This is a genomic window from Luethyella okanaganae, assembly GCF_042660285.1.
In the GTDB taxonomy this organism is placed as follows: Bacteria; Actinomycetota; Actinomycetes; order Actinomycetales; family Microbacteriaceae; genus Luethyella; species Luethyella okanaganae.
This window is the reverse complement of record NZ_JBHSTP010000001.1, coordinates 1044714-1064672: the sequence shown is the minus strand read 5'-3', so window position 1 is coordinate 1064672 and position 19959 is coordinate 1044714. Positions and strand designations below refer to the sequence as shown.

Genomic DNA, 19959 nt, shown 5'->3' with positions numbered 1-19959 from the left:
TTCGTTACGGGAAGACGACGGGGTCGAGCGGATCGACGTCGAAGCAACTGCGTGCACCCGTGTGACAGGCGACACCCACCTGTTCGACCTGCACCAACAGGGTATCGCCGTCGCAGTCGAGCGCGGCTGCGCGCACGAACTGGGCGTGCCCTGAGGTGTCGCCCTTGCGCCAGTACTCCTGGCGCGAGCGTGACCAGAAGGTCACCCGCCCCTCTGTGAGTGTGCGGCGCAGAGCCTCGGCGTCCATCCACCCCATCATGAGCACCTCGAGGGTGTCCCACTGCTGGATGATCGCCGGGAGCAAGCCGTCGGCCGAGAACACGGCACGGGCCACGACCTTCTCGGTCGCGGCGGACTCCACGTTCATGTGCGCACCATCATGCCTTCCCGCGCGAGTTCGCGCTTGACGTCGCCGATCGTGAGTGCTCCGTTGTGGAACACGGATGCAGCGAGCACGGCATCCGCCCCGGCGGCGATCGCCGGCGGGAAGTCCTCGACCCTGCCCGCGCCGCCCGAGGCGATCACCGGCACGGTTGCGAACTCGTGCATGAGCGCGATCAGCTCGAGGTCGAAGCCCTGCTTCATGCCGTCCGCGTCGATGGAGTTGACGAGCAGCTCACCCACTCCCAGCTCGATGGCTCTGCGCGCCCAGTCGAGGGCGTCGAGCTCGGTCTCCGTGCGTCCGCCGTGCGTCGTCACGACGAAACCGGACTCCGTGCGTTCCGAGCGTTTGACGTCGAGCGAGAGCACGAGCACCTGGGATCCGAAGCGGTCGGCGATCTCGGCGATGAGCGCCGGACGCGCGATCGCGGCGCTGTTCACGCCGACTTTGTCGGCACCGTTGGCCTGCAAGCGGGAGACATCCTCTACACCGCGCACTCCCCCGCCGACGGTGAGAGGAATGAAGACCTGCTCGGCGGTCGCCCGCACCACCTCGTAGGTCGTCGAGCGGTTGTCGACGGTCGCGGTCACATCGAGGAAGGTCAGCTCGTCGGCACCCTGCTCATAGTAGGAGCGTGCGAGTTCGACCGGGTCCCCGGCATCGCGGAGGTTCTGGAAGTTGACACCCTTGACGACACGACCGTCGGCGACGTCGAGGCAGGGGATCACCCGCACGGCGAGGGTCATGACCTTCTCCCTACAGCCGCGCGGCGTGGATCGAGCTGACGAGGATCGCGCGCGCACCGAGTTCGTAGAGCTCGTCCATGACATGATTGGTCTCCGCTCGCGGGACCATGACGCGCACGGCCACCCAATCGGGGTCGTGCAGGCTCGAAACCGTCGGGGATTCGATGCCGGGGGCGAGTTCGCAGGCGTCGTCGAGGAGAGCGACCGGGATGTCGTAGTCCATGATCACGTACTGGCGCGCGACGAGCACCCCCTGCAGCCGACGCAGCAACGTGGACGAGCCCGGCTTCTCGTTGCCGGAGCTGATGAGCACCGCGGTCGACTCCAGGATGACCGGGCCGAAGATCTCGAGCCCGGCCTTGCGTAACGTTCCTCCCGTTGAGACGACGTCTGCGACCGCGTCGGCCACGCCGAGGCGCACGGCCGACTCGACCGCCCCGTCGAGTTTGACGAGCTCGACCTCGACGCCGTTCACGGCGAGGAAGTCGCCCACGAGACCGGGGTAGCTCGTGGCGACACGCACCCCGCGGAGATCATCGAGGGAGGCGAAGCGCTCGGCGGGCCCGGCGAAACGGAAGGTGGACTCGCCGAAGCCGAGTTCCGCGGTCTCCTCGGCTGCCGAGCCGGAGTCCAGCAGCAGGTCACGACCGGTGATTCCGACGTCGAGGGCGCCGGAGCCGACGTAGGTGGCGATGTCTCGCGGGCGCAGGTAGAAGAACTCCACGCCGTTGCGGGGGTCGGCCGTATGCAACTCGCGTGGATCGCGGCGGCCGGTGTATCCGGCCTCGAAAAGCATCTGCGCGGCTGTCTCGGACAAGGAGCCCTTGTTGGGCACGGCAATTCTCAGCATCTGAGCACTCTCTGGGGTCATCGGGAAGGTGGACATCGTCGCAGCTGTCAGCGCGTTACAGATGTCGGTACACATCGGCTGGTGTGAGCCCCTTGGCCAGCATGAGCACTTGCAGGTGGTAGAGCAGTTGCGATATCTCCTCCGCGGTCTCGGAGTCACCCTCGTGCTCGGCTGCCATCCACACCTCTGCGGCCTCCTCGACGATCTTCTTGCCGATGGCATGCACGCCGGCGTCGAGTTCGAGCACGGTGCCGGACCCTTCCGGCCGGGTGCGTGCCTTCTCGCTCAGCTCGGCGAAGAGGTCGTCGAAAGTCTTCACCCCTACAGGCTACTAGTGCCGATGAGGGTGTGATGCCGCTGCGGCCCGCAGACGGGCGATCTGCTCGGCGGGATCGTCTGCGTTGAAGACGGCGGAGCCGGCGACGAAGGTGTCCGCTCCCGCTTCGGCGGCGACAAGAAGGGTCTCCTCGGTGATTCCGCCGTCGACCTGAAGCCAGATGTCGAGCCCTGCAGCCCCCACGGCGTCCGCGACCCGGGAGAGCTTGGGCATGACGGAGGAGATGAACCGCTGGCCACCGAAACCCGGCTCGACCGTCATGACGAGGATCTGATCGAACTCGGGAAGCATCTCCAGGTAGGGTTCGACCGGTGTGCCCGGTTTGATGGCGAGGCCGGCGCGCGAGCCGATCGAGCGGAGCGCTCGGGCGAGCGCGATCGGCTCCCCCGCCGCTTCGGCATGAAAGGTCACCGAGAACGCGCCGGCCTCGGCATACCCGGGCGCCCACCGGTCCGGGTCGTCGATCATGAGGTGCACGTCGAGCGGAAGCGGCGAAACCTCCTGCAACCGCTGCACCATCCCGAGGCCGAAAGTGAGGTTCGGCACGAAGTGATTGTCCATGATGTCGACGTGCACGAGGTCGGCGCTGTCGATGCGGCCGAGCTCGCTCTCGAGGTTCGCGAAGTCGGCGGAGAGAATGCTCGGGTTGATCCTGGTCGACATGCTCTCACCCTAGCGACCCCGATCTATCTGGCGACAGTGACTGGCGACAGTGAAGGGATGAGGACTCAGCTCTTGCGGATCAGCGCGATGAACATGGCGTCGGTGCCGTGACGATGCGGCCACAGTTGAACGGTCGACCCGTCACCGGGGAGGTCGAGCGGATGTCGCACGATCCCCTCGACAACGGCACGGGTCGGCATGTGCGCGATCACGTCGCCCCAGCGGGCGAGACCACCACGTACGACGCCGACGGTCTCGCCCATGTGCGGCGAGCAGGTCACATACGCGAGGATGCCGCCCGGTTTGAGCGCTTTCACGGCCGAGTCGAAGAGTTCGCCCTGCAGGGCGGAGAGCGCCGCGACGTCGCGAGGCGACTTGCGCCAGCGTGCCTCGGGGCGGCGTCGCAGCGCGCCGAGGCCCGTGCACGGAGCGTCGAGCAGGATACGGTCGAAGGTCTTCGGATGCTCGTCGCCGATCGTCGTCCCGTCGAGCTCCCACACGGGAACCTCGACGGGAACTCCCTCGAGGGCCTTGCGCACGAGCTGAGCCCTGGCCGGCACGGGCTCGTTGGCCACGAGTTCGGCACCGCCGAGGCGGGCCTCCGCTGCGAGCAAGGCAGCCTTCCCTCCTGGACCGGCGCACAGGTCGAGCCACCGCTCGCCCTCGCGCACGGCCGCCGCACGGCTGAGTGCGAGCGCGGCGAGCTGGGAGCCTTCGTCCTGGACCCGAACCGCACCGCCATGTCGTCTCATGACGGCGAGCGGATCGCCTGAGGCGAGCTCGTGGCCGATCGGCGAGAAGTGGTCGGCGGGGCCGAGCCTCGCCGCGTCGACCTCGTCGATCAGCCCCGGAAGCGCGACCAGGTTCACCGCAGGGGCGGCGTTGTCGGCGTCGAGCAACGCCTCGAGCTCGCCTGCCCGCCCTTCGGCGTCGAGAGCCTGCCGCAGCACACGCACGACCCATTCCGGGTGGGAGTACACGGCGGCGATGCGATCGTCGTCGCTCGCGGCCTCATCGCCGACCCAGCCGCGCCACTCCTCCAGGGAACTGCGCGAGATCGTACGGAGGACGCCGTTGGCGAAACCCGTGGCCGAACGGGATGCGACCCCCCGCACCAGCTCGACCGACTCGTTCACGGCGGCGTGCGTCGCAACGCGCGTCGCGAGCAGCTGATGCGCACCGAGCCGCAGCGCATCGAGCACGGGAGGGTCGATCTCGTCGCAAAGCCGGCCGGCGGCGAGCTCGATCACCCGATCGTAGAAGCCCCGCATGCGCAGGGTTCCATAGCTGAGCTCGGTCGCGAGCGCCGCGTCCGCGGTGCCGAGGCCGGCTCTCCGAATACGGGTCGGCAGGAGCAGGTTCGCGTAGGCGTCTGAGTCACGCACCGCAGAGAGCACCTCATAGGCGACCCGCCTGGCGGGCTGCACGGGCGATGAGACAGTTCCCGAACGTCGACGCCGGCCACCCGGCCGCCCAGCCCCAGTGCCGTCGCTCATCGTGCGATCACCTCGTCTGCCGTCACGCCGCGCCACCAATCGGCGGCGGGCATCCCGGTTCTCCCGAATGGTTGCACTCGCACCAGCTCGAGCGGCTCGGTTACCGTTCCGACCAGGACACGACCGGCGAACGAGCGGATGACACCAGGGGGAGGCGATGCGGCGCCCCGCACCCGGCGCATCTCGAGCACCTTGAGTCGAGTGCCGTCGATCGTTGTGAAAGCGCCCGGCTCGGTCGTGACTCCGCGGTACCGGTCATAGACGGCTGCCGCTGGCCTCATCCAATCCATCCGGGCGTCGTCGAGGCTGAGCTTGCCGGCCGAGGTCGGCGGACCGTGCTGAGGCCGGGCGACCGCGGTGCCGTCGGCCAGGGCGGCGACAGTGCCGACGAGCACTCCGGCGCCGAGTCCGCTCAGCCTCTGCAGCAGCACGTGAGCCGTCTCGTCGTCGTCGATCGGCTGCTCCTCCGCGGAGAACACGTCGCCAGCGTCGAGTTCCTGCACGAGTTGAAACACGGACACCCCCGTGACCCGATCGCCGGCCATGATCGCTCGTTGCACCGGGGCGGCGCCCCGCCAGCGCGGCAGCAGCGAGAAGTGCAGATTGATCCAGCCGAGACGCGGCGAGGAGAGCAGCGGTTCGCGCACGAGTCCGCCGTAGGCGACGATCACACCCAGATCGGGCCGCAGTTCTTCGATCCGTGCGGTGACGCCCTCGTCGAGGCGATTCGCCGCGACGACGGGCAGACCGAGCTCCGCGGCCGCCTGAGCGATGGGAGACGGGGTCAGCACCCGCTTGCGTCCGAGCGGGGCGTCCTCCCGGGTGATCACGGTGACGACCTCGTGCTGCGTGGACGCGAGCGAGCGCAGGCTCGGAACCGCGGCTTCCGGGGTTCCGGCGAAAACAAGTCTCATGCTCTAAAGGATCTCCGGATCGTCGAATCGTACTTTGAGTGTAGGCGCGGGACGATACCCGTCGCCGCGCGGGGACTTGCGACGCCTGCTCGCGACGCGGACGATCGCCGCGCGCAATCGGCCGGCCACCTCGGCGCCAGCACCGTAGTCGAAACGCACTATCGCCCGCACGAGCCCGTCGCCGGCTGGCACGGGACCGAGAACATCGACACCGCCCGGTTCGCCAAGCTCGCCGAGAGCGTCACCGACGACCTCGGCCGTGCCGGCGACGGACGCCGTACGCACGGCCGGCGGAAACCGTAGCGATCGCCGGTCCGCGAGTTCGTTGGCCGCCCAGGCCTCCTGCCGCCAGGTGCCGAGGGCGGTCGCGAGCGCCCCCCCGACCCCGACGAGGAGCACGGGAGCACCCTGAGCGGCAAGGGCTGCCGCGTTCGACCACCACCGCAGACAGTCCTCACCGACACGCAACGACTCGCGCGCGAGCATCCGTTCGCCGTCGAGGAGCAGCACCGCGCGATAGCCGCCATCAGCGATGGGTTCAGCACCGCGAGTGGCGATCACGAGAGCCGGACCGTCACCGACCGTGAGAAGCGGCCGTTCGCCGTCCGCTACGACGATACGCTCCCCTGGGAAGGCACGACCGAGGTCTTCGGCCGTGCGCCCCGCTCCGATCGTGACGGTGCGCAGACCGCGTCCGCCACAGTTTCCACAGGACCAATCGCCCACAATGGCTCCGCACCAACGACACGACGGCGCCGAATGCGCAGAGGCCAGACCGAGCGGACCCTGGCACCGAGCGCATCGGGCCGCGTCGCGGCATTGCGCGCACGCGACAACCGGCGCATACCCGGGATGAGCCACCTGCACGAGGACCGGGCCGTGCTCGAGGGCGGCGCGCGCCTCGCGCCACGCCGTCGATGGGATGCGCGCCGCCTGCGCGAGCGGTTCGTTCGCAGCCTGCTGTGCGGTTGCGACGATCTTCGGACGAAGCATGCGATCGGGGGCGGCCTCCTGCAGCCAGCCGATCTCCACGAGTCGCTGCGTCTCCGCGCTGCGCGAATGGCTCAGGAGCACGAGACCGCTCCCGCTCTGCTCCTGGCGCACGAGCGCGACGTCCCGCGCGTGGGCGTACGGACTGAGCGGTTCGGCGTACAGGGGGTCGCCGTCGTCCCAGAGTGCGATGAGACCCACATCATGCGCCGGGGCATAGAGAGCGGATCGATTGCCGATGACGATACGCGGCCTCGCTTCGAGACAAGCGAGGAAGGAGCGATAGCGATCCGGGTTCGACTGACGCGCATCGAATCGGGTCACGAGCGTGACGGGGACCACAGCGGCGAGTGCGGCCTGCAGTTGCTCCTGGTCGCGAAAGTCGGGAACGGCGAGGATCGCGCTGCGACCCTGGGCGACTGCGGCGGATCCCAGTTGTGCGAGCGTGAGCGCCCATTGCCCGATCCAAGTGCCGTCCGCACCCCGGACGAGATTCGGCATGGCCTTCACGGCGAGCCTCTCCCCCGCAGCGACCGCCTCCACGAGAAGGGCGTCCGAATATCCTGTGATCTCGGTCGAAGACCGGGCTGACACGACGCGGGCGCTACCATCCGCGGATACCGCGGCATCCTGCGCCGCGACCCATGCCCTCTCCACCCGTACCTGTCGTGGCGGGACGGCGAGACGCACCACGTCGATCGCGCTGCCTGCGCCGCGATCGGCTACCCGGCGCGCGAGCGCCCACACCTCCGGTCGCAGCACCGGCACGGTCGACACGATGGCCTCGATGTCGCTCAAGGCGCCCTCGAAGCCCGCGTCGTCGGCGAGTTCGACGATGTAGCCGTCGGCGATCCGGCCGGCTGAGCGGAACGGCACCTTGACCCGCACACCCGGCGAAGCCTCGTCGGCGAGCTCCGACGGAACCCGATAGTCGAAGAGGTGGTCGAGTTGCGGCAGCGGCGTGTCGATCAGCACCCGAGCCACGAGGCCGGTGCGCGCCATCGTCAGAGCCCGGCTGCGCTTCTCAGATCGTCGACGCGGTCGAGGCGCTCCCAGGTGAAGTCGGGAAGTTCCCGACCGAAATGCCCGTAGGTCGCCGTCTGGGCATAGATCGGTCGGAGCAGATCGAGTTCCTGGATGATCGCCGCCGGTCGCAGATCGAAGACCTCGCGGATCGCCGCGGTGATCCGCGCATCCGAGAGTCTGCCGGTGCCGAATGACTCCACATAGAGGCCGACGGGGGCCGCCTTGCCGATCGCGTAGGCGACCTGCACCTCGAGGCGGTCGGCGAGACCGGCCGCCACCGCGTTCTTCGCGACCCAGCGCATGGCGTAAGCCGCGGAACGATCGACCTTCGAGGGGTCCTTGCCGCTGAATGCCCCCCCACCGTGACGGCTCGACCCACCGTAAGTATCGATGATGATCTTGCGACCGGTGAGCCCAGCATCCCCCTGCGGCCCGCCAACCTCGAACCTGCCGGTCGGGTTGATGAGGACCTTGAGGTCGTCGGTCGTGAGCTCGACGGCGCCGAGCAACGGGCGAATGACGAGTTCGTCGATCTCGCTGCGCAACTGTTGCTGGCTGACCTTCGGCGAATGCTGTGTGGAGAGCACGACCGTGTCGATCGACCGCGGGACGATGCCGTCATATCCGATCGTGACCTGGGTCTTGCCATCCGGTCGCAGATAGTCGACCTCGCCGGACTTTCGCACCTCGGCGAGACGCTCGGCCAGTCTGTGGGCCAGCCAGATCGGAAGCGGCATGAGCTGCGACGTCTCGGTCGTGGCGTAGCCGAACATGATGCCCTGGTCTCCGGCGCCCTGGCGGTCGTAGTCGTCGACGCTCGCCAGCTCACGACGCTCGTAGGCGTTGTCGACGCCCTGTGCGATGTCCGGCGACTGGCCGCCGATCGAGATGGAGACGCCGCACGAGCGGCCGTCGAACCAGACGTCTGAGGAGTCGTAGCCGATCGAGGTGACGCGGTTGCGCACGATCGAGGGAATCTCGACGTAAGCATCGGTCGTGACCTCGCCTGCGACATGCACGAGTCCCGTGGTCACCAGGGTCTCCACGGCGACACGGCTGTACGGATCCTTGGCGAGGAGCGCGTCGAGGATGCTGTCCGAGATCTGATCGCAGATCTTGTCCGGATGACCTTCTGTGACCGATTCCGAGGTGAAAAGGCGAAGCTCGCTCATCTGGCCTGTCTCTGTTTGCGGTGGAAGTCTGCTGGTGCTGAGGTTCTAGGTCCGGGAGTCGCGCACCAGCAGGGATGCGACGATGTCGAGGATGCCGTTCGCCACCGACGATTTGCTGCCGGAGGCCTCAACCACCTTATCCCCGGTCGCATCGAGCACGATCACTTCATTGCTCTCGGTGGCGAAACCCTCGTTCCAGCCGACCCTGTTGAGGACGAGAAGGTCGGTTCCCTTGCGCAACGCTTTTGCGCGTCCGAGATCGAGCAGCCTGGCGTCGTCACGTTCCGTCTCGGCCGCGAAACCGACCAGGACCAGACCGGGCGCGCGAGCCTCCGCGAGCCCGGCGAGGATGTCCGGGTTGCGCACGAGCTCGAGGCTCAGAGTGTCTCCCTGCTCTTCCTTCTTGATCTTCTCGTTGCGTACCTCGGCTGGACGGTAGTCGGCGACGGCCGCCGCCATGATCACGACGTCGGCGCCGCTCATGGCCGCGGTCACGGCCACCTGCAGCTCGAGGGCCGTCGACACCTGGACGACCTCGATGCCAGCAGGTACCGGAACCTCGAGATGAGCGGCGACAAGCACCACACTCGCGCCCCGCGCTCTCGCCGCCTCGGCGACGGCGACGCCCTGACGGCCACTCGAGCGGTTGCCGAGGAACCGCACGGGATCGAGCGGCTCACGCGTACCGCCGGCACTCACCACGACGCGTCGGCCGGCGAGGTCCTGCGTGATCCTGGTCGGTCCTCGGCTAGTACCCACGCCTCCGACGACAGCGAGTGCCGTGGCGACGATCATGTCCGGCTCCTCCATGCGCCCTGGACCGGAGTCCTCTCCTGTGAGCTGACCGACCGCCGGCCCGACGATCGTGACGCCGCGAGAACGCAGCGTCGCCACGTTGGCGATCGTCGCCGGGTTCTGCCACATCTCGGTGTGCATGGCGGGGGCGATGACGAGCGGGGCCGCGCTCGCGAGGATCGTGTTGCCGAGCAGGTCGTCAGCCAGTCCGGCGGCGAGTTTGGCCATCGTGTTCGCGGTCGCCGGCGCGACGACGATGAGGTCGGCTGATCGGCCGATAGCCACGTGCCGCACTTCAGCGACGCCTTCGTAGAGCTCGCTGTGCACCGGGTTGCGCGAAATCGCCTCGAGGGTCGGGCGGCCCACGAAACGAAGCGCCGCATCCGTCGCCACGACGTGCACAGAATGCCCGGCGAGAACGAAGGCGCGCACGACGTTGACAGCCTTGTAGGCGGCGATGCCGCCGCTGACTCCGACGACGATCGTGAGAGGCGACGACATATGCTGCGGGCTTTCGCCGACTATTCCGCGTTCGGGCGAACCGTCAGCTTGTCCTCGTTGATCTCATGCAACGCGACGGAGAGCGGCTTGTCGTCGATCGTCGAATCGACGAGCGGTCCGACGTTGTCGAACAGGCTTCCCTCGTGCAGATCGGCGTAGTAGTCGTTGATCTGACGGGCACGCTTGGAGGCGAAGATCACCAGTGCGTACTTGGAGTCCACTTTCGAGAGCAGCTCGTCGATGGGTGGGTCGATGATGCCGGTGAGCTTGTCAGCCATGTAATAACACTCCTCAGTGTGTTCGCATCTCAGTGTGTTCGCATCCGATGCGTCGTCCAGGAGTCGACACCCCGTCAGCGCCGCGTCTTGCGAGTCTGCATCAAGTCTACGACCTCTTGGGCCGCCTCGCCCACGTCACGGTTCACCACCCGGTGGTCGAACTCATCGACCGCGGCCAACTCGACCTTCGCCGTCTCCAGCCTGCGCTGCTGTTCTGAGACCTCCTCCGTACCACGGCCTACGAGCCTGCGAACGAGTTCTTCCCAGCTCGGCGGCAACAGGAACACGAGTTTCGCCTCGGGCATCGCCCGCCTGACAGAGCGCGCTCCCTGAATGTCGATCTCGAGCAGAACGCTCTCACCTGCCTCGAGCGCATCCTCGACCGGCTTGCGCGGGGTGCCATAGCGGTAGGCGTTGTGCACGGTCGCCCACTCGAGCAGTTCACCGGCCGCGATCATCCGATCGAACTCGTCGTCGTCGACGAAGTAATAGCTCACGCCATCGACCTCTCCGGGTCGCGGTGCGCGCGTCGTCGCCGACACTGAGAGGGCGACGTCGGGATGGTGCGTGCGGATGTGAGCGGCGACGGTTCCCTTGCCGACCGCCGTGGGTCCGGCGAGCACGACCAGCCTGCTCTGCCGACCGCCGCGAGAGGCGATCCTATCGGCGAGATACTCACGCAGACGATGCCGCTGATGGCGCCCGAGCCCGCCGAGCCGCTTCGCGGGAGAGATTCCCAGATCGGCCATGATGCGGTTCATCTTCGTGACGCCGATGGCAGGCACGCTCGTGAGGAACTCGGTGGCGCGAAGCTTGCCCTCCGCACTCGCGGGCTCCTCGGACGCGGCCCGCAAGACATCGAGCGGGCTGCGCTCCCCGGCGTTCATCGCCGCTTTGACGGCGGCACGGGCGCGGCGGGCGGCGACAGCGGCTCTCGAGGCCGCTACCCGGTCGACCTCAGGCGGGTGCAGGTATGCCGGCCGGCCGTCGGATGTGGCGTCATCGACCACGTTGTGCCTCCACTTCCTCTGCACGCCGGGCTACGGCGTCCTCGATTCCTTCCGGCCCCGCTCCGAGCAGACCGCGCGACTCCGAGACGATCACGCCGGGGCTCAACGTCCCGTAGATACGGCGCGTCTCGCTGACCGAGGCGCCTTGGTGGCCGAACCCCGGCGCGAGCACAGGCAGGATCGCTCCGCGCTCCTCCTCCTCGGTGTCGACTCCGAACGACGCCAGATCCAGCGTCGCACCCAGGACGACGCCAGCCGAACCGAAACGCTCATCCGGCCGGACCGCGTTCCATTCCCTGATCTCCGCCATGATCGCGCCCGCCACCGTGGACCCGGCCGAACTGCCCTCGCCGACACGGGCACGCTGGAGGGCGGCCGCCTCGGGGTTGGAGGTCGCTGCGAGCACGAACAGGCCTTTGTCGGCCGCCATCGCCAGGGCGAAGGGCGCTGCGAGCGAGCCGACCCCTTGGAAGGCGCTGATCGTCATGGCGTCGGACTCGAGTGGCGATCCCCGGGTCAGCCATGCCTGCGCGTACGCCTCGACGGTCGAGCCGACATCGCCACGTTTCGCGTCGGCGATCACGAACAAGCCGGCGGACCGTGCCTCGGCGAGCACTCGCTCGAGGCCGAGATAGCCCGCGGAGCCGTACCGTTCGAAGAAGGCCACCTGAGGCTTGACGATTCCCGCGCGGTTCCAGACCGCCTCGACCACCCGCAGACCGAACTCGCGGGCACCGTCGGCGGTGTCGGCCAGACCCCAGCGATCGAGAAGCCATGGGTGCGGATCGATGCCGACGCAGAGATGCCCGAAACGGTCGAACGCCGCACCGAGGCGCTCTCCATAGTTCAGCGGCGGGTTCGCGGTCATGCGCGTCCGGCCCGCTGGATCGCATACTCCTGAAGCGAGGTCACCTCGAAGCCCGTGCGTACGGCGTCGAGCGAGCCGACGGCGGCGCTGAGTTCTGCGATGGTCGTGAACAAAGGGATGTCCGCGGCGACGGCCGCGGCACGGATCTCATACCCGTCCGCACGCGCCGAGCGCCCGTTCGGCGTATTGATGACGACCTGGACCTCCGAACGGTGGATAAGCTCCACGATCGAGGAATCAGTCACGTCGACCTTCTCGCTGAACTTCTGCACGAGTCGCGCGTCGATTCCATTGCGGCGCAGCACCTCCGCGGTGCCGGCCGTCGCGACGATATCGTAGCCGAGCTCGCGCAAGCGCAGCACCGGGAGGATGATCGCGCGCTTGTCACGGTCAGAGACCGACACGAAGACGGTTCCCTCGAGCGGCATGCCGCCGTAGGCCGCGAGCTGACTCTTGGCGAACGCACGCGGGAAGTCCTTGTCGATGCCCATGACCTCGCCGGTGGAGCGCATCTCCGGGCCGAGCACCGAATCCACCATGTTCCCGTCCCTGGTGCGGAAGCGCTTGAACGGCAGGACAGCCTCTTTGACGGCGACGGGCGAGTCGAGCGGCACGCGCGAGCCGTCGACCTCAGGCAGCAGAGCGTCGGCCTTGAGCTCGGCGATCGACTTTCCGACCATGACGAGGGATGCGGCCTTCGCGAGCGGGATGCCGAGCGCCTTGGAGACGAACGGGACCGTACGCGACGCGCGAGGGTTGGCCTCGAGCACGTAGAGCACTCCGGCGCCGATCGCGAACTGCACGTTGAGCAGACCGCGAACGCCAATCCCCTGCGCGATCGCAAGCGTCGCATCGCGCACCTGGTCGATCTGACCGCGTCCGAGGGTGACGGGCGGCAGGGTGCAACTCGAGTCGCCGGAGTGGATGCCCGCCTCCTCGATGTGCTCCATGACGCCACCGATGTAGAGCTCGGTGCCATCGTAGAGGGCGTCGACGTCGATCTCGATCGCGTCGTCGAGGAAACGGTCGACGAGCAAGGGATGCGACGGGCCGACGATCCCCTGTCCGGAGATGCGCTCGAAGTAGTCGGCGAGGGACGGGCTGTCGTAGACGATCTCCATGCCGCGTCCGCCGAGCACGTAGCTCGGGCGGACCAGCACGGGATAGCCGATCTCCTCGGCGACGGAGACGGCGCCGACGAAGTCGATCGCCGTGCCGTTGCGAGGGGCGAGCAGTCCGGCATCCGCGAGAATCCCCGAGAAGAGCCCACGCTCCTCGGCGAGGTCGATCGCAGCCGGGGAGGTGCCGAGGATCGGGATGCCCTCGGCCTCGAGACCCTTCGCCAGCCCGAGCGCGGTCTGGCCGCCGAGCTGCACGACGACTCCGACGAGCTCGCCGCTCTGACTCTCCGCGTGGATGACCTCGAGCACGTCTTCCAGCGTGAGCGGCTCGAAGTAGAGGCGGTCGGAGGTGTCGTAGTCGGTCGAGACCGTCTCGGGGTTGCAGTTGACCATGATCGTCTCGTATCCAGCCGCCGAGAGCGCGAACGAGGCGTGCACGCAGGAGTAGTCGAACTCGACGCCCTGCCCGATGCGGTTCGGGCCGGAACCGAGGATGACGACCTTCTTGCGGTCGCTCGGCACGACCTCCGTCTCGAGGTCGTAGCTCGAGTAGTGATACGGCGTGAGCGCCGGGAACTCGCCTGCACAGGTGTCGACGGTCTTGAAGACGGGACGGACGCCCAGGATGTGCCGGACCTTCCGCACGTCGGCTTCGCCGAAGCCGCGCAGCTGGCCGATCTGAACGTCCGAGAAGCCGTGGTCCTTGGCGTGACGCAACACCTCGGTGTCGAGCGTCTCGGCCGAGGCCACAGCGCCGGCGACCTCGTTGATGAGCACGATCTGATCGATGAACCACGGATCGATCCCGGTCGCCTCGAAGAGCTGCTGGATCGTCGCGCCCTTGCGCAGAGCCTGCTGCACGGTCACGATCCTACCGTCCGTTGGCGTCCTCGCGATCTCGAGCAGTTCCTCGAGCGAGCGAGATTCCTCGCGCCAGTGGAACGACGAGCCCTTCTTCTCGAGCGACCGCAGAGCCTTCTGCAATGCCGAGGAGTAGTTGCGGCCGATCGCCATGGCCTCCCCTACCGACTTCATGGTCGTGGTGAGGGTGGGGTCGGCTGCTGGGAACTTCTCGAAGGCGAATCGCGGAACCTTGACGACGACGTAGTCGAGGGTCGGCTCGAAGCTCGCCGGGGTGACCCGCGTGATGTCGTTGGGGATCTCGTCGAGACGATAGCCGATCGCGAGCTTCGCGGCGATCTTCGCGATCGGGAACCCGGTGGCCTTCGAAGCCAGCGCCGAGGACCGCGAGACGCGCGGGTTCATCTCGATGACGATGATGCGGCCGTCTTCAGGGTCGATGGCGAACTGGATGTTGCAGCCACCCGTGTCGACGCCGACGGCGCGGATGATGTCGATGCCGATGTCGCGCAGTTTCTGGTACTCGCGATCGGTGAGGGTGAGCGCCGGCGCGACCGTGATGGAATCCCCCGTGTGCACGCCCACCGGGTCGACGTTCTCGATCGAACAGACGACGACCGTGTTGTCGGCCGTGTCGCGCATGAGCTCGAGCTCGTACTCCTTCCAGCCGAGGATGGACTCCTCGAGCAAAACCTCGGAGCTCGGGCTCTGGTGCAGCCCGTCTCCGACGATCCGGCGCAGCTCCTCCTCGGTATGGGCGAAACCGGAGCCGAGGCCGCCCATCGTGAACGACGGCCGCACCACGAGCGGATATCCAAGGTCCTCGGCGAAGACCACGGCCTCGTCCACCGTCGTCGCGATGTGCGAACGAGCGACATCCGCACCGGCCTCGATGACGAGGTCTTTGAAGATCTGGCGGTCCTCGCCCTTCTGGATGGCCTCGAACGTTGCGCCGATGAGCTCGACGCCGTACTTCTCGAGCACGCCGTTCTCGTGCAGTTCGATCGCCGCGTTGAGCGCCGTCTGGCCGCCGAGTGTCGGCAGGATCGCGTCGGGCCTCTCCTTGGCGATGATGGTCTCGATGATCTGCCAGGTGATCGGCTCTACATAGGTCGCGTCGGCGAAGTCGGGATCGGTCATGATCGTAGCCGGGTTCGAGTTGACCAGGATGACGCGCACGCCCTCCTCACGCAGCACCCGGCACGCCTGGGTGCCCGAGTAGTCGAACTCGCAGGCCTGCCCGATGACGATCGGGCCGGAGCCGATGACGAGGACACTCTGGATGTCTTCCCTGCGTGGCATTACGTGTCGTCTCCGTTCGTGACGACCGGGTTCTGGGCGATGACGAGGTCGCGGAAACGGTCGAAGAGGTAGTTGGCATCGTGCGGGCCGGCGGCCGACTCGGGGTGATACTGCACGCTGAACGCGGGGATGTCGAGGCAGTTGAGCCCCTCGACGACATTGTCGTTGAGGCTGTAGTGGCTCACCTCGACACGCCCGAAGCCCTCGCTCGAATCGCTCACGCCTTCGATGGGCAGGTCGACGGCGAATCCGTGGTTCTGACTCGTGATCTCGACACGGCCCGTGGCCTTGTCGAGAACCGGCTGGTTGATCCCGCGATGGCCGAAGGGTAGCTTGTACGTGCCGAAGCCGAGCGCGCGGCCGAGCAACTGGTTGCCGAAGCAGATGCCGAAGTAGGGCACACCGGCACGCAGGACCTCGCGCAGCAGTTCCACGTGACGGTCGGACGCCCCGGGGTCACCGGGTCCGTTCGAGAAGAACAACGCGCTCGGCTGCAACGCCAGCACCTCGGCGGCCGTCACCGTCTGAGGCAGTACGACGACCTCGAAACCGCGCTCGGCGAGGAAGCCGAGCGTCGAGGTCTTCACGCCCAGGTCGAGTACGGCGACGGAGCCGACGCGTTCGCCGCGCGCCTCGAGAGTGAACGACTCGCTCGTCGACACCTCGGCAGAGAGGTTTCGGCCGGACATCTCCACGCCCGAACGTACCTGGTCGAGTTGCTCACCGTCTGAGAGGCCGAAGCCCCCGCCCGAGAAGATCCCGGCCCGCATGGCTCCGGCGGCGCGGATGTGCCGGGTGACGGCACGCGTGTCGATTCCGCTGATCCCCACGATGCCGCCCGCTTCGAGGTCGTCACCGAGACCGCGCTCTGCACGGAAATTGGAGACGACACGGGAGGGGTCCCGAACGACGAAGCCTGAGACCCAGATGCGCGACGACTCCATGTCCTCGTCGTTGACGCCTGTGTTGCCGATGTGCGGCGCCGTCATGAGCACGATCTGCCCGGCATAGCTGGGGTCGGTCAAGGTTTCCTGATAGCCCGTCATGCCCGTTGCAAAGACGGCTTCGCCGAAGGTGCTGCCGACGACTCCGTATGCGCGGCCGACATAACGCGATCCATCCTCGAGCACGAGCACGGCAGGGCCGCTCGCGGTGGATCCGGGGTTGTCCACAATGCTCTCAGCGGTCATCTCAGGCCTCGCTTTCCGTGCCGGCACCCGCTCGAGCCGGCGAAATGTCGTTGATCGCGTCGATGACACGGCCGCGGTCGGCCGGGTCTGTGACGCGGAAGTAGGAGTCGACGGTCTGCTCACCGGACGCCTTCGATGGGTCCGCCCGGACGCCGAGCAGCCAGCTCAGGCGAAGCAGGCCGTCGCCCTCCACAACGCGGTCGATCGTCCAGGTGGCCGGCCGGATGCCGCGGATCGCCGCCCGCGGCACGAAGACGGGAGCTTCTCCCCTGATGCCGATGGTCACACCGTCCGCCGCGACCGCCAATTCGGCACGCGACCGGAACCCCAGACCGGCGATGGCCAGCCGTTCGAGCGGTTCGCCGTGCCTGGTCGTCGCGACGTAGAGCGTCTGGGCCCTCAGCGAGGCCGGCAGTGCGTCCTCCGGAACCGGGTAGGGTGCGAGCGTCGCGTCGCGTCGTCGTCGTGCACGCCAGCCGCGCCACATGAGAAAGAACAGCAGGGCGAGTACCGCAGCGATGAGCAACGTCGGGATGAGCCGCTCAGGCATGCGTCACCGCCCGCCGCGATGCGGCGGCCTCCGCGATGTCGTGCACGGGCAGAAGCACGCCGTCGAGGACGGTCGCGTAGCCATTGTGAAAGGTGGCGACCACCCGGCCGGGCAGCGTCATCGATAGGTAGGGCGAGTTGACACCCTTGCCTGCGAGGTCGTTCGTGCCGAACTCACGGCTCGCGGCAGGGTCGTAGAGGGTGATCTCGGCGACGGCACCGGCCTCGATCTGCTCCCCCTGCCCACTCAGCCGCCCGATGCGGGCAGGAGCTGCGGAGAGCACGCGAGCGACATCGGACCAGTCCAGGAGCCCGTTCCGCACGACGGAGGCGTGCACGACGGAGAGGGCGGACTCGAGCCCGACCATGCCGTTGGCCGCGGCATCCCATTCGCAGTCCTTGGCCTCGACAGGATGGGGGGCATGATCGGTCGCGACGATGTCGATCGTGCCGTCCACGAGGGCTGCACGCAACGCCTCGACGTCCTCTCGGCGGCGCAGCGGCGGGTTCACCTTGTAGCGCGCGTCGTAGCTCGAGACGAGCTCCTCGGTGAGCAGCAGGTGGTGCGGAGTGACTTCGGCGGTCACGGCGATGCCGCGCGCCTTCGCCCAGCGGATGACGTCGACCGATCCGGCCGTCGACACGTGGCATACGTGCACACGGGAGTTGACGTGTTCGGCGAGCAGCACGTCGCGTGCGATGATCGACTCCTCTGCGACCGCCGGCCAGCCGACGAGACCGAGCTCGCCGGAAAGCGCGCCTTCGTTCATCTGTGCCTTCTCGGTCAGTCGCGGCTCCTGCGCGTGCTGGGCGACGACACCGTCGAAAGCCTTCACGTATTCGAGGGCGCGCCGCATGAGCAGCGGGTCCGACACGCAGAAGCCGTCATCGGAGAACACCCGCACCCTGGCGCGAGATTTGGCCATGGCTCCGAGCTCAGCAAGCCGCTCCCCGGCGAGGCCGACGGTGACCGCGCCGATCGGACGCACGGTCGCGTAACCGGCCTGCTCTCCGAGAGAGAGCACCTGCTCCACGACACCGGCGGTGTCGGCGACGGGCGAGGTGTTCGCCATGGCGAACACGCTTGTGAAGCCACCGGCGGCCGCGGCGCGCGTTCCCGTGAGCACCGTCTCGCTCTGTTCGTAGCCGGGCTCGCGCAGGTGCGTGTGCAGGTCGACGAGACCCGGTAGCACGATGAGCCCATCGGCATCGATGACGACGGCGCCGCCGGAGGCGAGCCCTGTGCCGGTCTCGACGATGCGTCCGCCGTCCAGCAGAAGGTCGCTGCGGTTGCCGTCTGGGAGCGTCGCACCCCGGATGAGGAAGGTCTGAGCCGACATCTATGCGACCTCCCGATCGCCCGACAACAAGAGATACAACGCGGCCATTCTCACCGAAACTCCATTCGCCACCTGCTCGAGTACGGTCGACTGCGCAGAGTCGGCCGCCGCGGAAGAAATCTCCAGGCCTCTGTTCATCGGGCCGGGGTGCATGACAATGCTAGTCGGCGCGAGGCGGCTGAACCGTTCGTCGTCGAGGCCCCAGGTGCGGGAATACTCCCGGCTGTTGGGGAAAAACGCTGCATTCATGCGTTCCGCCTGAATGCGGAGCATCATGATGACGTCTGGCGCTGCGTCCACTACGGCATCGAGGTCGTAACCGACGGTCGCGGGCCATCCGGTCGTCTCGACCGGGAGGAGGGTCGGCGGTGCGACGAGGGCGACCGAGGCGCCGAGCGTGTTCAACAGCCACACATTCGACCGCGCGACGCGTGAGTGCAGCACGTCGCCGACGATGGCAACGGACACGCCGTCGAGATTCCGACCGCGCGACGCGGTTCCATGCAGTCGTCGCCTGATCGTGAAAGCATCGAGCAGGGCCTGGGTCGGGTGCTCGTGCGTGCCGTCTCCGGCGTTGATGATGCCCGCGTCGATCCAGCCGCTGTCCGCGAGCACCTGAGGCGCGCCGGAGGCATGATGCCGGATGACGACGCCGTCGACGCCGATCGCGGCGAGCGTCTGCGCGGTGTCCTTCAGGCTCTCGCCCTTCGACACGCTCGATCCCTTGGCGCTGAAGTTGATGACGTCGGCGCTCAACCGCTTCGCGGCAGCCTCGAAGGAGATGCGCGTTCGGGTGGAGTCCTCGAAGAAGAGGTTGACGACTGTCTTGCCGCGCAACGTCGGCAGTTTCTTGACCTCGCGCTGCTGCACGTCGGCCATGTCCTCCGCGACGTCGAGCAGCTCGATGACGGACGAACGGTCGAGGTTCCTGGTCGAGAGCAGGTGTCTCACGAGACTGCACCCCCGTCGATGCTCACCGAGTCGTCACCGTCGGTCTCCGCGAGGCGCACGTTGACCCGCTCCCCCGTCGAGCTGGGCAGGTTCTTGCCGACGAAGTCGGCCCGAATCGGGAACTCACGGTGGCCGCGATCGACGAGCACGGCGAGACGCACGGCGCGCGGCCTGCCGATGTCGCTCAGAGCGTCGAGGGCGGCCCGGATGGTGCGACCGGAGTAGAGCACATCGTCGACGAGCACGACGGTCTTGCCGTCGACTCCGCCTGGCAGCTCCGTGGGCGACGGCGTGCGCGTGCGGGTGCGGGAGAGATCGTCGCGGTACATCGTGACGTCGAGCGAGCCAGCGAGCTGCGCCGGCGCATCCGCTTCGATGTGCTGGATGATAGCGGCGATGCGACGGGCGAGATGCACCCCTCGTGTGGGGATGCCGAGAATGACGAGACCACTCGTTCCACGGTTGGATTCGAGGATCTCGTGGGATATCCGGGTCAGCGCCCGGGTGATGTCAGCGTGAGTGAGCACGGTGCGTGCCATCAGACCGACCTCCTTCCCCGCCTCACCGGACGGCTCTTAAAGGATGTCAACTCCACCATCATAGCGGCCGGACTTCCG

At 67.6% G+C, this 19959-nt stretch carries 19 protein-coding genes; all 19 read right to left on the bottom strand.

The features are described from left to right. Positions 1 to 4: 4 nt before the first annotated feature. Positions 5 to 367, bottom strand: coding sequence for a phosphoribosyl-AMP cyclohydrolase (gene hisI / locus ACFQB0_RS05005; RefSeq protein WP_386728330.1), 363 nt, complete (start codon positions 365 to 367; stop codon positions 5 to 7). Then, positions 364 to 1128, bottom strand: coding sequence for an imidazole glycerol phosphate synthase subunit HisF (gene hisF / locus ACFQB0_RS05000; RefSeq protein WP_386728327.1), 765 nt, complete (start codon positions 1126 to 1128; stop codon positions 364 to 366). The genes hisI and hisF overlap by 4 nt, the downstream gene beginning before the upstream one ends. A gap of 10 nt (positions 1129 to 1138) precedes the next feature. Continuing rightward, positions 1139 to 1978, bottom strand: a complete 840-nt coding sequence (hisG, locus tag ACFQB0_RS04995; RefSeq protein ID WP_386728324.1) for an ATP phosphoribosyltransferase — start codon at positions 1976 to 1978, stop codon at positions 1139 to 1141. A gap of 55 nt (positions 1979 to 2033) precedes the next feature. Next, positions 2034 to 2297 carry a phosphoribosyl-ATP diphosphatase gene (locus tag ACFQB0_RS04990; RefSeq protein ID WP_386728321.1) on the bottom strand — a complete coding sequence of 88 codons (264 nt, stop codon included), beginning with the start codon at positions 2295 to 2297 and terminating at the stop codon, positions 2034 to 2036. 12 nt (positions 2298 to 2309) lie between these two features. Further along, complete coding sequence (gene rpe, locus ACFQB0_RS04985) at positions 2310 to 2978, bottom strand: ribulose-phosphate 3-epimerase (RefSeq protein WP_386728320.1); 669 nt, start codon at positions 2976 to 2978, stop codon at positions 2310 to 2312. A 65-nt stretch (positions 2979 to 3043) separates the two neighbouring features. Next, positions 3044 to 4474, bottom strand: a complete 1431-nt coding sequence (locus tag ACFQB0_RS04980; protein WP_386728318.1) for an RsmB/NOP family class I SAM-dependent RNA methyltransferase — start codon at positions 4472 to 4474, stop codon at positions 3044 to 3046. After that, positions 4471 to 5388, bottom strand: coding sequence for a methionyl-tRNA formyltransferase (fmt, locus tag ACFQB0_RS04975; RefSeq protein ID WP_386728315.1), 918 nt, complete (start codon positions 5386 to 5388; stop codon positions 4471 to 4473). The genes ACFQB0_RS04980 and fmt overlap by 4 nt, the downstream gene beginning before the upstream one ends. 3 nt (positions 5389 to 5391) lie before the next feature. Then, complete coding sequence (locus tag ACFQB0_RS04970) at positions 5392 to 7380, bottom strand: primosomal protein N' family DNA-binding protein (RefSeq protein ID WP_386728313.1); 1989 nt, start codon at positions 7378 to 7380, stop codon at positions 5392 to 5394. A 2-nt stretch (positions 7381 to 7382) separates the two neighbouring features. Further along, positions 7383 to 8576: a methionine adenosyltransferase gene (gene metK, locus ACFQB0_RS04965; RefSeq protein ID WP_386728311.1), complete on the bottom strand. Its 1194-nt coding sequence runs from the start codon at positions 8574 to 8576 to the stop codon at positions 7383 to 7385. Between the two features lie 45 nt (positions 8577 to 8621). Further along, positions 8622 to 9872: a bifunctional phosphopantothenoylcysteine decarboxylase/phosphopantothenate--cysteine ligase CoaBC gene (gene coaBC, locus ACFQB0_RS04960; RefSeq protein WP_386728309.1), complete on the bottom strand. Its 1251-nt coding sequence runs from the start codon at positions 9870 to 9872 to the stop codon at positions 8622 to 8624. A gap of 20 nt (positions 9873 to 9892) precedes the next feature. After that, positions 9893 to 10150 (bottom strand): DNA-directed RNA polymerase subunit omega, encoded by a 258-nt coding sequence (gene rpoZ, locus ACFQB0_RS04955; protein ID WP_386728306.1) that lies wholly within the window; start codon positions 10148 to 10150, stop codon positions 9893 to 9895. A gap of 74 nt (positions 10151 to 10224) precedes the next feature. Continuing rightward, positions 10225 to 11160 (bottom strand): guanylate kinase, encoded by a 936-nt coding sequence (gene gmk, locus ACFQB0_RS04950; protein ID WP_386728303.1) that lies wholly within the window; start codon positions 11158 to 11160, stop codon positions 10225 to 10227. Then, entirely contained in the window at positions 11150 to 12028 is an 879-nt protein-coding gene (gene pyrF, locus ACFQB0_RS04945) for an orotidine-5'-phosphate decarboxylase (RefSeq protein ID WP_386728301.1), read from the bottom strand. Before pyrF ends, gmk begins: the two co-directional genes overlap by 11 nt. Then, entirely contained in the window at positions 12025 to 15312 is a 3288-nt protein-coding gene (gene carB / locus ACFQB0_RS04940; RefSeq protein WP_386728298.1) for a carbamoyl-phosphate synthase large subunit, read from the bottom strand. The genes pyrF and carB overlap by 4 nt, the downstream gene beginning before the upstream one ends. Continuing rightward, positions 15312 to 16502: a glutamine-hydrolyzing carbamoyl-phosphate synthase small subunit gene (carA, locus tag ACFQB0_RS04935; protein WP_386728295.1), complete on the bottom strand. Its 1191-nt coding sequence runs from the start codon at positions 16500 to 16502 to the stop codon at positions 15312 to 15314. Before carA ends, carB begins: the two co-directional genes overlap by 1 nt. A gap of 1 nt (position 16503) precedes the next feature. Next, the gene (locus tag ACFQB0_RS04930; RefSeq protein ID WP_386728292.1) at positions 16504 to 17052 is read right to left on the bottom strand and encodes a PH-like domain-containing protein; all 549 of its coding nucleotides are present in this window, start codon (positions 17050 to 17052) and stop codon (positions 16504 to 16506) included. Then, positions 17045 to 18391 (bottom strand): dihydroorotase, encoded by a 1347-nt coding sequence (locus tag ACFQB0_RS04925; protein WP_386728291.1) that lies wholly within the window; start codon positions 18389 to 18391, stop codon positions 17045 to 17047. The genes ACFQB0_RS04930 and ACFQB0_RS04925 overlap by 8 nt, the downstream gene beginning before the upstream one ends. Continuing rightward, a complete protein-coding gene (locus ACFQB0_RS04920; RefSeq protein ID WP_386728288.1) occupies positions 18392 to 19342 on the bottom strand; it encodes an aspartate carbamoyltransferase catalytic subunit in 951 nt (316 codons plus the stop codon). Continuing rightward, positions 19339 to 19884: a bifunctional pyr operon transcriptional regulator/uracil phosphoribosyltransferase PyrR gene (gene pyrR / locus ACFQB0_RS04915; protein ID WP_386729657.1), complete on the bottom strand. Its 546-nt coding sequence runs from the start codon at positions 19882 to 19884 to the stop codon at positions 19339 to 19341. The genes ACFQB0_RS04920 and pyrR overlap by 4 nt, the downstream gene beginning before the upstream one ends. Between the last annotated feature and the right edge of the window lie 75 nt (positions 19885 to 19959).

What these genes read in the sequence shown, in the direction of transcription:
- ACFQB0_RS04930 (WP_386728292.1), bottom strand. Translation starts at nt 17,052, where the DNA reads ATGCCTGAGCGGCTCATCCCGACGTTGCTCATCGCTGCGGTACTCGCC.
- rpe (WP_386728320.1), bottom strand. Translation starts at nt 2,978, where the DNA reads ATGTCGACCAGGATCAACCCGAGCATTCTCTCCGCCGACTTCGCGAAC.
- hisI (WP_386728330.1), bottom strand. Translation starts at nt 367, where the DNA reads ATGAACGTGGAGTCCGCCGCGACCGAGAAGGTCGTGGCCCGTGCCGTG.
- ACFQB0_RS04970 (WP_386728313.1), bottom strand. Translation starts at nt 7,380, where the DNA reads ATGGCGCGCACCGGCCTCGTGGCTCGGGTGCTGATCGACACGCCGCTG.
- ACFQB0_RS04980 (WP_386728318.1), bottom strand. Translation starts at nt 4,474, where the DNA reads ATGAGCGACGGCACTGGGGCTGGGCGGCCGGGTGGCCGGCGTCGACGT.
- carA (WP_386728295.1), bottom strand. Translation starts at nt 16,502, where the DNA reads ATGACCGCTGAGAGCATTGTGGACAACCCCGGATCCACCGCGAGCGGC.
- fmt (WP_386728315.1), bottom strand. Translation starts at nt 5,388, where the DNA reads ATGAGACTTGTTTTCGCCGGAACCCCGGAAGCCGCGGTTCCGAGCCTG.
- hisF (WP_386728327.1), bottom strand. Translation starts at nt 1,128, where the DNA reads ATGACCCTCGCCGTGCGGGTGATCCCCTGCCTCGACGTCGCCGACGGT.
- rpoZ (WP_386728306.1), bottom strand. Translation starts at nt 10,150, where the DNA reads ATGGCTGACAAGCTCACCGGCATCATCGACCCACCCATCGACGAGCTG.
- carB (WP_386728298.1), bottom strand. Translation starts at nt 15,312, where the DNA reads ATGCCACGCAGGGAAGACATCCAGAGTGTCCTCGTCATCGGCTCCGGC.
- ACFQB0_RS04925 (WP_386728291.1), bottom strand. Translation starts at nt 18,391, where the DNA reads ATGTCGGCTCAGACCTTCCTCATCCGGGGTGCGACGCTCCCAGACGGC.
- pyrF (WP_386728301.1), bottom strand. Translation starts at nt 12,028, where the DNA reads ATGACCGCGAACCCGCCGCTGAACTATGGAGAGCGCCTCGGTGCGGCG.
- hisG (WP_386728324.1), bottom strand. Translation starts at nt 1,978, where the DNA reads ATGCTGAGAATTGCCGTGCCCAACAAGGGCTCCTTGTCCGAGACAGCC.
- metK (WP_386728311.1), bottom strand. Translation starts at nt 8,576, where the DNA reads ATGAGCGAGCTTCGCCTTTTCACCTCGGAATCGGTCACAGAAGGTCAT.
- coaBC (WP_386728309.1), bottom strand. Translation starts at nt 9,872, where the DNA reads ATGTCGTCGCCTCTCACGATCGTCGTCGGAGTCAGCGGCGGCATCGCC.